The sequence below is a fragment of the Anaerolineae bacterium genome, assembly GCA_013178165.1.
Lineage (GTDB): Bacteria > Chloroflexota > Anaerolineae > Aggregatilineales > Ch27 > Ch27.
The window spans coordinates 98716-110551 of sequence record JABLXG010000015.1 but is presented as its reverse complement, the minus strand read 5'-3'; the positions used below and the strand labels follow the sequence as shown (position 1 = coordinate 110551).

At 65.9% G+C, this 11836-nt stretch carries 11 protein-coding genes and 1 pseudogene; 5 read left to right on the top strand and 7 right to left on the bottom strand.

Going from position 1 to position 11836, the window contains the following annotated elements:
- Positions 1–110: 110 nt before the first annotated feature.
- Together HPY64_10995 and HPY64_10990 are read right to left on the bottom strand one after the other, a co-directional pair.
- The gene (locus tag HPY64_10995; protein ID NPV67661.1) at positions 111–452 is read right to left on the bottom strand and encodes a glutaredoxin family protein; all 342 of its coding nucleotides are present in this window, start codon (positions 450–452) and stop codon (positions 111–113) included.
- 31 nt (positions 453–483) lie between these two features.
- Positions 484–1797 (bottom strand): N-acetylmuramoyl-L-alanine amidase, encoded by a 1314-nt coding sequence (locus tag HPY64_10990; GenBank protein ID NPV67660.1) that lies wholly within the window; start codon positions 1795–1797, stop codon positions 484–486.
- On the opposite strand from HPY64_10990, the gene HPY64_10985 reads away from it, so the two are divergent.
- The 5 genes and pseudogenes from HPY64_10985 to HPY64_10965 all read left to right on the top strand — a co-directional run bounded on the left by HPY64_10985 (position 1796) and on the right by HPY64_10965 (position 6598).
- On the top strand, positions 1796–1942 hold the full coding sequence (locus HPY64_10985; GenBank protein NPV67659.1) for a hypothetical protein: 147 nt from the start codon (positions 1796–1798) through the stop codon (positions 1940–1942). The genes HPY64_10990 and HPY64_10985 overlap by 2 nt on opposite strands.
- Before the next feature lie 299 nt (positions 1943–2241).
- A complete protein-coding gene (tsaD, locus tag HPY64_10980) occupies positions 2242–3321 on the top strand; it encodes a tRNA (adenosine(37)-N6)-threonylcarbamoyltransferase complex transferase subunit TsaD (protein ID NPV67658.1) in 1080 nt (359 codons plus the stop codon).
- A 110-nt stretch (positions 3322–3431) separates the two neighbouring features.
- A pseudogene (locus HPY64_10975) lies at positions 3432–3524 on the top strand (energy transducer TonB).
- A gap of 630 nt (positions 3525–4154) precedes the next feature.
- Complete coding sequence (locus HPY64_10970) at positions 4155–6074, top strand: hypothetical protein (GenBank protein NPV67657.1); 1920 nt, start codon at positions 4155–4157, stop codon at positions 6072–6074.
- 29 nt (positions 6075–6103) lie between these two features.
- Positions 6104–6598: a YfcE family phosphodiesterase gene (locus HPY64_10965; protein NPV67656.1), complete on the top strand. Its 495-nt coding sequence runs from the start codon at positions 6104–6106 to the stop codon at positions 6596–6598.
- A 35-nt stretch (positions 6599–6633) separates the two neighbouring features.
- Here the strand turns inward: HPY64_10965 and HPY64_10960 are convergent, their stop codons facing one another.
- The 5 genes from HPY64_10960 to HPY64_10940 form a co-directional block, all read right to left on the bottom strand.
- Positions 6634–7119 (bottom strand): GNAT family N-acetyltransferase, encoded by a 486-nt coding sequence (locus tag HPY64_10960; GenBank protein ID NPV67655.1) that lies wholly within the window; start codon positions 7117–7119, stop codon positions 6634–6636.
- Between the two features lie 30 nt (positions 7120–7149).
- Entirely contained in the window at positions 7150–7821 is a 672-nt protein-coding gene (locus HPY64_10955; protein NPV67654.1) for a hypothetical protein, read from the bottom strand.
- Between the two features lie 39 nt (positions 7822–7860).
- Positions 7861–8697, bottom strand: a complete 837-nt coding sequence (locus HPY64_10950) for a hypothetical protein (protein ID NPV67653.1) — start codon at positions 8695–8697, stop codon at positions 7861–7863.
- Positions 8687–10882 carry a serine/threonine protein kinase gene (locus tag HPY64_10945; protein ID NPV67652.1) on the bottom strand — a complete coding sequence of 732 codons (2196 nt, stop codon included), beginning with the start codon at positions 10880–10882 and terminating at the stop codon, positions 8687–8689. The genes HPY64_10950 and HPY64_10945 overlap by 11 nt, the downstream gene beginning before the upstream one ends.
- Positions 10883–11063: 181 nt before the next feature.
- Positions 11064–11765: a hypothetical protein gene (locus HPY64_10940; protein NPV67651.1), complete on the bottom strand. Its 702-nt coding sequence runs from the start codon at positions 11763–11765 to the stop codon at positions 11064–11066.
- Positions 11766–11836: the final 71 nt, after the last annotated feature.

The window sequence follows — 11836 nt, the reverse complement described above, 5'->3', positions numbered from 1 at the left end:
GCTGAATCAATGAGTCTGACCGGATCAGCATGGCCTAAACGATATCTTAATAGACTTGTGGCATGTGGTTCTTATCGGATTGTTAAAAGTCTCGCCGGGGCCAGCGCGGCTCAAACCGCATCTGCCGCCAGCAGGCCGTGCCTGACCAGCCAGGCGGTGAGTTGCTCGGCGCTTGGCTCGGTCAGGATCGTGCCGCGATCCACGCCCCGCGGACTCTGGCCGGGGGCCAGCGGCAGGGCCGGAGCAACGGGAGTCGTCTGTCCTGGCGCAGCGATGACCAGCGTCGGGACGGAGAGGTAGCCTACATTCTGCAGCAGCCACTCACGCGCCGCCGGGTCAGCGTCGATGTCGATCTCCCGGCAGGGGATGCCATGGCGGGCCAGCAGAGCGCGGGCGACGCTGACGTAATAGCAGCCCCAGTTGCGGGTATACATCACCAGTTCGCAGTCCACAGCCCACTCTCCTTAACAGCTCGTTTGCCGCTCAAGACAGGCCGGGCGAAGGCAGGGGCGTAGGCGTCGATTCGAGCGTCGGCCAGGGGGTAAGTTCCGGCAATGGCGTGGGCACAGTCTGCTCCAGGAAGCACAGCAACCCCTGGACGATTCCCTCCGCCAGCAGATCAGGCCGGTTTTCTAGCAAATCGCGATCCTCGTACAGAAAGCCCAGTTCGATAATCCCCGCCGGGGTGACCTCGGAAATCTCGTTGAAACTATGGTACTCGGTCATGTCACGGGTGATGCTGGGATGCACGGGCATATTGGTGACCGCCTGGTACCGCTGGAGCAGGCAATCGCGCAGGCGCAGGTCATCGGCGCGGGCGGATGTGCGAGAAGCGGGCGGGGCGACCTTGAAGCCGGTCGCACCAGGCAGGGTGAACTGATGGCAGGAGTCGGCGTGGATGGACAGCAGCACCGAGGCCTGGTAGCCGTCCAGGCGCGGGTCCCATTCGTCCAGCAGGTCAACGTCATAGCCCCGCCGGCTGAGGGCCTGGACGACAAGCTGGGCGACGTTGCGGTTGACTTCAGCCTCGGTCAGGCCATCCGGGCAGACTGCGCCGGGATCGCTGCGGCCGGTGCTGGGGTGCGGCCCCCAGTGCCCGCTAACGATGCCGATGCGCCGCATCCAGATCGGCGTCGGGATCGGCGTTGGCGGCGATTGGGCGCTGAGGGTAGCGTAAGCCGGGCGCAGACCTTCCCGTGTTTCATCGCTCAGGAAGCTGGCCGGAGTCCAGAACGTGAAAATGGTGGCGATCAGAGCAGCGGCAGCAGCGACAACCATCAGCGACTGGATCATGTTGAGCAGCGGGCTGGCATGGCGCGCCCTGGCCCGGCGCTCCCGGCGGCGGCGAGCGCGGGCAGCGGCGGGGTCTTCCTGGATGGTCGCTGGTCCCCCTATTACAGCGGTCGCCTGTACGACGGGCGCCGCCTGCATAGCAGGCGCTGCAACAGGCTCATCCGACGCTTGAAGGGAGACCGGCTGCGGCCCCTGGCCCGTCGCTTTCTGCATCAGCGCTGCCTCCAGCCAGGCCGGGCCGGCTTCTCCGGCGGCTTCTTCTGGCCGGGCGCTGGCATCCTGTAGCCAGGCCGGGATGCCTTCCGCTGGCGCGGGGGTGTCCGCCACTGCACCGGCATCAGGGGATGGCGTCGGTGGCGGGGGTGCTGCCGCGCGCGCCCGGCGCGCCGCGGCTTCGGCTACCCGCCGGTCGCGGATGCGCCGCAGCCAGTCCGGAATTTCGTCTGGCCCACCAGCGGGCCGGGGATCACCGGGCGTGGGGGGCTGGATGGGTTCGTCGCTCATGAGCGCGGATCATACCAGCCCTGGCCTGCCATCCGCAAGCAGGCATATTCACTCACGTAACATGTTACCGATGGGGGATGGCTATGACCGTCTCGACACCGTCGCCCAGACCAGCCTGCTCAATCAGGTGTATGACGCCATGTAGCTCTACTACAACTTCTTCCAGCCCGTGCTACACCTGGCTGAAAAGACCTATCGCCCGGCCCCCAGCGGCCAGCCCGCCCAACTCACCCGCCGTTTCGATCGCGCTCAGACCCCTTTCGACCGGCTCTGTGCCACTGACGGCCTCCATCCCCGGCAACGCGACCGGCTGCAGGCGTGCCGCCCACAGCAGCGGATATCCATGTCCTCGTTGGTCTCTCCTTCCGCCCGAAAATGCGGTATCATTCACCGCCAGCAGATCGACCCGGCCAGCCCTCTGGCCGCTTGAGCGAGGATCACCCTATGACGCTTATCCTGGGCATCGAAACCAGCTGCGACGAAACCGCCGCCGCCGTCGTCCGCGATGGGCGGCACATCCTCTCCAACGTGGTCGCCTCCCAGGTTGCCCTGCATGCGCCGTATGGTGGCGTCTTTCCGGAGGTCGCTTCCCGCGCCCATATCGAGGTCATCGGCGCGGTTGTCCGCCAGGCGATGGAGGAGGCCGCCGTTGGCTACGACGCCCTCGACGCCATCGCCGTGACGCGCGGCCCCGGCCTGGCCGGCAGCCTGCTCGTCGGCGTCAACTTCGCCAAGGGGCTGGCCTTCGGGCAGGGGCTGCCGCTGGTTGGCGTGAACCACCTGGAAGGACACATTTACTCCCTGTGGCTGACCGAAGCCGCGGAGCAGATCACCTTCCCGGTGGTAGTTCTGATCGTTTCCGGCGGGCATTCCGAGCTGGTGCTGGTCCGCGATCACGGCCAGTACGAGCACCTGGGCGGTACCCAGGACGATGCCGCCGGGGAGGCCTTTGACAAGGTCGCTCGCCTGCTGCGGCTGGGTTATCCCGGCGGCCCGGCCATCCAGAAGGCGGCGGAGGGTGGCAACCCGCATGCTTACGACTTCCCCAAGGCCCGCACCGACGCACCCTATGACTTCAGCTTCAGCGGGCTGAAGACCGCCGTCCTGCGGGAAGCGACCGTCCAGGCGGGCGGCGCCCTGCCGCATCAGCGCGTTGAAGAGCGCGAGGCCCCGCTACGGCGCGATATTCGCATCAACGACATGGCCGCCAGCTTCCAGCAGGCGGTTGTCGACGCGCTGGTGGAAAAGACCGTCCGGGCGGCCAGGGAGTTTGGCGCGACCGCCGTCCTGCTGGCCGGCGGAGTCAGCGCCAACCGGGCGCTGCGGGAGACGGTGCGCCGCCAGGCGGAACTGCCGGTCTACTACCCGCCCCTGCACCTGTGTACCGACAACGCGGCCATGATCGCCACGGCAGGATACTTCCGGTTCATCCAGGGCCAGCGTGACAGCCTGGATATGGATGTGCAACCGATGTGGCCGCTGATCAGTCTTAAGCCGATGTCGCCGGCTGCGTCGCCAGCCTGACCGTTTGTGGTTCTGAACCGATGATGCGCACGGCCCTGAACACCGGGATGTCTGCGACCTTCGCATGGCTGGCTCTGGCCAGCCTGCTGATCGTGCTGGTGGCCGGGTGCACTCCTGCCCCGGCCCCCACCGCGACTCCGACGCTAACGCCCATGCCCACTGATACGGCCACCCCCTGGCCGACGCCCACGCCATCGCCGACCACCATCCCTCGCACGCCTTTGCCCACCGTGACACCCACCGACGCTGCTGCCCCGCCCACCCCTTACGCCACGTTAGCAAGCGTCGCAGATACCGCACCGCCGCCGTTCGATATCACCCTGCCGGAGGGCTGGCAGACGGGCACCGGGCTGCTGCCTGTGCGCGGCGGCGTGGCAGGGGGGAACGTGCCGGTGGCAGTTTACACCGGCCCGATTCCCGACCATGCGGAGATTACCGGCTGGATCGTCGTGCTGTGGGGCTTTCCCAGCATCAGCCCCAATCCCGTGCCCGACCCCTGGGCGGACGGCGTGCGCTTTTTGCGCGGGGCGTTGCTGGACCCGTCCTGCAATGTGGGGCTGGACCTGGCGCGGAATTTCAGCGTGGGCGGGCGCGATGACGCCGTAGGGACGTATTTCCAGGCGCTGGGCTGCCACGGCGAGCCAGACACAGCGGGCTGGTTCGCCAGCCTGCAGGTGCAGGGTGGTAATTACGCTTTTTACATCTACACCGAGCCGCTAAGTGGCCTCAACCCGGCTATGCCCGCCCTGCAAACCATCCTGGACTCAATCGCCTGGCATCCACTGCCGACACAGACCGCGCCGTAAAGCACTTGGCGCACCAACAGGGCACCTATGCACCGTTTGCCCCTGCTCTACCTGTTGCTGCTGCTCCTCCTGCTGCCTGCGCCGCTGGCCGCGCAGGGATCGCCTGCCGCGCTCTCCACGCTGGAGCAGGTGCTGACCACGCCGCTGCCCATCCGCGATCCGCTGGACCTGGCCCGGCGGCTGCGCGGCGTGGAGAGTCTCCCCGCGCCGCCCGCCGCGCCCGTCCAGCGCTGGCAGGTGGGGGATGTGGCGCTCTTCTGGGCGGATAACGTTGAGACCGACGAGAAGTTCCGGGTCAAAGCGACGCTGCGCTACGTAACCGACGTAGTCTACATGTGGGTGGAGAACGGCGCAGAAGTTGACCAGGCGGCGCTGGAACGTTCCGCCGACGTGTTCAGCACGCACACCTACCCGTTGCTGCGCACGATATTCGGCCAGGAAGCCAGCCCCGGCGTGGACGGCGACCCGCGCCTGCACATCCTGCACGCCGCCAACCTGGGGGCGGGCACCGCCGCCTATTTCAGTGCGGAGAGCCTGTACCCGGCGGAGATCAAACCCGGTAGCAACGAGCGCGAGATGGTCTTTGTCAACCTGGATACCATGCGCCAGGCGATCGGCACGGGCTACTACGACGCCGTGTTGGCTCACGAATTCCAGCATATGATCCACTGGAACAACGACGCCAATGAAGACGCCTGGCTGGACGAGGGTTCGGCGGAGCTGGCCGCGCTGCTGGCCGGTCTGGATCAGACCGGCTTTGCGCCGCAGTTCCTGCGTGATCCGGGCGTCCAGCTGACTACCTGGCCGGAGAACGAGTCTACCCTCCCGCATTATGGCGCGGCATTCCTGTTTGCCGCGTATTTTTACGAACGCTTCGGGGAAGCCGGAACACGCCTGCTGGTCGCGCAGCAAGCCAACGGCATGGCCGGTGTGGACGCCGCCCTGCAGACGCTGAGTGCGCGCGATCCGGCGACCGGCCAGCCGCTGACCAGCACGGTGCTCTTTGCCGACTGGACGGTTGCCAATCTGCTCAACGGTAGCGGGGATACCCGCTATGGTTACACGCGGCTGAGCAGGGCGCTCGGCGCGGCGCAGGTTCAGGAGACAATCACCGCCTACCCGGCCACCCTGACCCGCAGCGCCCCACAATACAGCGCCTGCTACATCGCCCTCCAGCACACCGGCCCCGGACGGCTGCGCCTGGACTTCAGCGGGGCGGAAACCGTCCGGCTGGTGCCGACGGGGCCATTCAGCGGGGCGCGGATGTGGTACTCCAACCGGGGGGATACCACTGATTCCCGCCTGACCCGCCGCTTTGACCTGCGCGGTGTCAGCCGGGCCACGCTGGAATTCCAAACCTGGTACGATATCGAGCACCTGTGGGATTATGCCTACGTGATGGTCTCCGTTGATGACGGGGCAACATGGACGCCGCTCCCCGGCCTGTACACCACGACTGCCGACCCGCATGGCAACGCCTATGGCCCGGCCTACACCGGCGATAGTGGTTACACCAGCGGCGACGCCACACCCATCTGGCTCCGGGAAAGGGTTGACCTGACGCCCTTCGCCGGTCAGGAGGTGCTGTTGCGCTTCGAATTGATCACGGATGAGTCGGTCAACACAACCGGGATGGTCATCGACGATGTGCGCATCCCGGAGATCGGCTACTTCGACGATTTTGAGGCCGGGCCGGGCGGCTGGGAATCCGAGGGCTGGCTTTACATCGACAACATCCTGCCGCAGGAATGGATCGTGCAACTGGTGACGCGCGGGCAGCAAACCGCCGTGACGCGTCTGGCGATGCCCGGCGATGGGGCGCACGGCGCCTGGGAATTTGATGTTGGCGGCCCGGCGGGGGAAGCAACGCTGATCATCAGCCCGATCGCGCCGCTGACCACCGAACCGGGCTACTTCACGATTACCCTGACGCGGGTTGACGGTTAGCCCTCGCCGCAACGCTGGAGGAGCGCCCCATGCTGATCGGCCTGCTTTCCGATACACACAACAACGCTGCCACCACGCGGGCTGCCCTGGCGATCTTCCGCCAGGAAGGCGTCACCCGCCTGCTGCACTGTGGCGACATCACCGGCGGTGAGATCGTGCTGCTCTTCGCCGGGTGGGAGGCCACCTTTGTGCTGGGCAACATGGACAGGGCGGTAGCTGAGCTGGAAGCCGCCGCCAGCCAGATCGGCTGCGCCCCGCCCCGGCCAGCCGTCAACCTGGTCGTCGATGGCTATCCGATCGCCCTGCTGCACGGCCATGACGGCCTGGAACGGGCGATCCAGTCGGGCGCTTACCGCTACGTCATTCACGGCCATACCCACCTGCACCGCGACGAGCGCCTGGGCGCGACGCGGGTGATCAACCCCGGCGCACTGGGCGGGACGCGACGCGAAGGGCGCTCAGTGGCCGTGCTGGATACCGCCGCCGATCGGCTGCGTTTCATCCCTGTGCCTGAGGAAACCTGACACTGTCCTGAGCCAGCCCACGCCGGTCACCACGATCAGCGTGGCGGGCGATCCTTGCGCATCTCAATACCGGGTTGTCCCCCGGCGTAGTAGCCGGGCTTGACGCCGACCTCACGGTAACCGTTGCGCCGGTACAGTGCCAGAGCGCGGGCGTTGTCGGCGCGGACGGTCAGGTAGATCGTGCGGTCGGGCAGCAGCGACTCGCAGGCCGCCAGCAGCCAGCGCCCCAGTCCGCGCCCCTGGTGCGCCGGATGGACGCCGATCGTCATGATCCACGTCCGGCCTACGCGGAACAACCGCCCGCCGGAGACAAACCCGACCAGCTCGCCGTCAGGGGCCACGATCTTGAGGTTGATCATGCCGGGAGCGAGCAGCAGCATCAGCAGGTCGAAGTAGCCGTAAGCCTCGCCGGGGAAGATGATCTGTTCCAGGCGGCGGATGGCCCGCAGATCGCGGGGCGAGGCAAAGGCCAGCCGGTACCCGTCGAGTTCCGGCGGAGGCACAGTCTCAGGTTCAGTCATGATCCTTCCGGGCAGTGCGGTAAGCCCTCGTTAGCGGTTGTCGCCGGGCGGCGCCATCCGCCGGACGGTCAGGCGCATCCCTTCGCGGGCGATGACCTCTACCGTCTCGCCAATGGTCAGCTCATCGGCGGAAACCGCCTGCCACAGCTCGCCATTCAGGTAGACCATCCAGGGCTTGCCCGGCGCACTCGGCGCAGAGCGCACCTCCGCCTTGGTGCCGACCAGGGCTTCAACGCCGGTCTGCGGCGGCGGGCGCAGGGCATTGACCGTCGGTAGCAGCATCCAGCGGTAGATGGCCAGCGATCCCAGCGCCAGCGCTACCACCAGCCACCAGGCCAGGCCCGGCAGGCTGGCAATCAGCAGCAGCCCGGCGCCGACCTGCACGGCAGTGGCCACCAGCGCCACCGTCCACGAGGAAACTGGCAGCCAGGGTCGCTGGGCCGGTTCGCGGGCAGCCATGAACTGGCTCAGGATCGCCAGCGCGTACAGGCCGGATGCGATCAGCAGCAACACCAGGGCCGGCCAGCCCGCGCCGATCGTCAGCAGCCCGCCCAGCCCGAAGAGCAGCCCGACGATCACCAGCGCCTCAATAATCCCGGTGCCGGGCACAAGCAGGGCCAGCACCGCGATCCAGGCCGCGGCCACCAGCATCAGGTACAGCAGGTTAGGGTCCAGCAAAGCGGGCGGCAACAGCGATTCCATGCCCACCTCCTCTCAGCGCGGCGGATGAGCGCAGGACGCTCATTCGCGCAGCCGTCCGGTGGAATACACCTCGTCCATGGCCAGGATGGTATCCTGCAGTTCGGCCACCTCGTCGTGAATTTCGTCGCGCAGCCGCCGGGCGCGGGCGCTGTCCATGTCTTTGGAGTCGATGACCTGTACCTGAGCGTAAAGCGTGCCCAGCGCGGCCAGCGTGTTATCAAGCTGGAGTCCGGCCCGCTTCATGTTATCCTCAACGGCTTTGAGGTTGGCCAGTTGCTGCTCCTTGAGCCGGATGGCGTCTTCCAGTTCCTGGCGCACGGTGGGCGATTCTTCCGTCTCCAGGCGTCGGCGCAGGGCGCGCAGTTCGTTCGGCACATTGCGCCGGTCGCGCTCCAGCAGGGAATCGGCGGCGAAGCTATCCATACGCCGGGCCAGGCGGTAGACCTGGGCGATCCACTCGTCCACGTCATCGAGCGTCTGTTGCAGGCTCATCTGCAGCGCCCCGGATTGCTGGGCCACCAGGTCGGCGATACGGTCACGGTAATCCAGCGCCTTCTGAAGTTGCTGGCGGGCCGTGCGGGTGCGGATGTCGCGCGGGTCGTGCTCGCGGCGGAACAGGCGGGCCACCGCGGCCTGGGCCGATTGCGGATCGGTCACATGGGCCAGCACCAGCCCGGCCTCGACGACCAGCCCGGCCAGGAGCCAGTACCACCATTGCCACCACTCAAAGGGGGCCGGGAGCTGGGGGACGAAAAAAGCCAGCAACATGGTCAGCGCGATGGTGACCGCGCTCTCCCAGCGGAAGAAAGCGTCCGCCCAGACGGTTTTCCTGGCGCGTTCGCGCAGGCGTTCGCGCGGGGTTAGCTCATCGCTCATGGATAACTCCCTGTGTCCCTCCCTGGGTATGCTTGGCCATCAGGCGTTGCATCAGGGCCGGGATCTCCTCATCGGTGGGGGCAAGGATACGGGCTTCTTCTAGGGCAGCCCAGGCCCGATCCAGCCGACCTAATTGATTATACCCGATGGCCAGCGACTTATAGAATTCAGGGCGCCGCGGAAAGGTCGCGGCGGCTGCCCGGTAGTGGGCCACAGCCATCGCCCACATCCCTTTACGTTCATACTCGCGTCCAAGTTGCCAGTATGCCTGCCCGCTGGGCAGTTTGGCGTCGGGTTTGACCAGGTAGCGCTCCGCTGTGCCGATGAAATTCGGCGCTGCCCGGCTGAGCGTGAACAGCATGCCCACCGCCAGCAATGCCCCGCCCACGCCGGGAATCGAGCCGGTCCAGGCGCGGGCGAAGCCCAGCATCCCCCAGCCGATCTCGGCGATAAAGACCAGCAGGCCCAGGTAGAAGCTCCACACCAGCCGTAGCCGCAACCCCAGGGCCACCAGCAGCACCAGCCCGGCGCGGATCAGGCTGGTAACCAGGATGAACTCGAAGAGATCGGGCGTCAGTACACGGTAGAAATCCCCGGCGAACATGTGCGATGCATCGGTGGCGAAGATTTGCTCCGCGCTCCACTTCAGCCGGGAGCCGTCTTCCAGGCCCTCATACCAGGTCCAGAACAGGGCTGGCAGCCACTGGAACAGGATCATGACAAACTGACCAAAGGCCAGCGATCCAGCAGTCAGCAGCGCGGGAGTAGGCTTACGCTCAGGCGGTACAGGGCGCATCAGGCTGCGGCGGCAACTGCTGCAGCGCTGGCGGGGCGGATCGTTGACCACGCCGCAGTACGGGCACTGGTAGAGGTTATCCAGTGGGTCGTTGTCCGCTGATGCCTGCGGTTCGGGTGCGGTCAGTTGCAGGCTGACGGCCGGGATGTCACTGTGAGTCCGGCCAAAGGTGACCCTGATTTCCTGCGCCTCAAGCTGCTGAAGGCGGAGCCTGGCGTCAACCATATCAGGGGCAACCGCCAGCGCGTTGCGGGCGCATTGCACCTGATCGTACCAGTTGGCTTCCACATAACTGCGCAGCACCCAGGCCGCCGCTGCCCGCTCATCGGCTTCCAGAATCTCCCGCAGCAGGGCCAGGGCGATGATGTTGTCGCCACGGCTGTAGGCCTGCAGCGCCCGCTGGAACAGCGCCTGATGCGCCGGTTGCATCTTGCGCAGGTACGGCGCCAGCTCTTCCTCGGCATCCTCTACGTCCGGGGGCATGGTTGGCAGCGGAACGCCAGAGGCTTCCAGTGCCGGCATAGTCTGATCCTTCAGGTCTTCCGGCAGGGCGATCTCGGCCGTCTGCCTGTCCAGAATGGCCTGAAAGGCAGCGACCATTTCCTTGCCGGATTGAAAGCGGTCATCCGGATGCTTGGCCAGAGCTTTGCGAAGCAGATTGTCGATCTGCAGCGGCAGGCCGGGCGCATACTCCCGCACGGAGGGCACCGATGCGGTAATGTGCTGATGCATCAGTTCGGGGGCGCTGGTCGCTTCAAAAGGACAATGGCCGGAGAGCATCTGAAAGAGGATCACGCCCAGGGCGTAGAGGTCAGCGCGATGATCCACCTTTTTTGCGTCGGTGAACTGCTCCGGGGCCATATAGCGGGCTGTGCCCATCGCGGTGCTGCTGACTGTGGCTCCGCCCTGGTCGCCGGCGATTTTGGCCAGCCCGAAGTCGGAGAGCTTGGCCTCGGTCGGGGACGCCATCAGCACGTTCTGAGGTTTGACATCCCGGTGGATCACGCCCCTGTGGCAGGCATAATCCAGCGCGTCAGCCAGTTGCGCCAGCAGGCGGGCTGCCTCGGTGAGCGGGAGCGCGCCCTGATCCAGCAACTGGCTGAGCGTCCCGCCGCTCACATACTCCATGACCAGGTAAGGAATTGCCTCGTGTACCCCGCTGCCGTAGACCCGGACGATATGCGGGTGCTGGAGGGCGCGGGTAACGCGAATCTCGCGCCGGAAGCGGGTGATGAACTGCTGGTCATGCGCCATCCGGGGATGCATGATCTTGACCGCAACCGGGTTATTGGCGGGGTCCAGGCCGTAGTAGACATCGGCCATCCCGCCATGCCCCAGAATGTCCAGGATGCGGTAGTCTCCGATGCGTTTTCCAATGAGGTCGCTCATCGCCGCCCCCCTCCTGCGATCGCGCCGCCATGCCCTCTGGCGCCGCTATGGTCTACCGCGTTGCCGTGCAGCGCCGGATTGTTCGATTAAAAGAGCGAGGCCAGGCCGGAAGAACTGATCGGATGATCGCGCTCCCCCGGCGACCTCGCCCCAATGATAGCTGGTGGCAGCCGCGACGTTCTTATTGCCCGCTGCTCTCGCCACCGCCGAGGTTCAGGCGGCGACGGCGTTCCTCAAGCTGCTGCTCCACCTCGCTGAAGCCGACAGCTTCTTCGATCTGCTCGCTCAGGCGGCCGGTCGCCATGGCCAGCTTGGCGTCCTCCCGGTCCAGGCGGCTGCGGATGGCGTCGACCACGCGGGAAACGTCTTCATCGCCCTGGCCGGCCAGGTCGTCCAGGCTCTTGATCGTCTTGGTGGTGATACGCTTGGCCTCGGCCAGCTCAAGCAGGGCGATGACCTGCTCACGTTCCTGTTTGATGGTCGTGAGCTTGGCCTCCAGCTTGAGCTTCATATCCATCATCTTGCGGTACTGCTCTTCCTGCTGCTGCCACTGCTCGTAGTATTCCTGGGCCAGCTGTTGCTTGGTGTTGAGGTCCGCCTGAGCAGCAGCAGCCAGTTCGTTCTTCCCCCTGATCAGCAGGGCGTCGATATCGCGGTCGAGCTTTTCGGCGGCGGCGGCGAATTCCTCGTGCTTGCGCTTGAGCGTGCGTACCGTCCCGCCAACGGTGGCCGCCGAATCCTCCAGCGAATCCAGGTTACGCTCGGCCTGCCGGATGTACTCGTCCATCACCTTGATCGAGTTCTTTTCCAGCGCGGCGTCAACCAGGCCATGCAGGTTAGCCGAAATGAGGGTCTGCACTTTGTCCAGCAAAGACTGCGCCATGAGCGACGGCCTCCTTAAGCTTGTGCCCCAGTTTGCCTTTTATCTTAGCACAGGCGCGCCAGTTAGACACT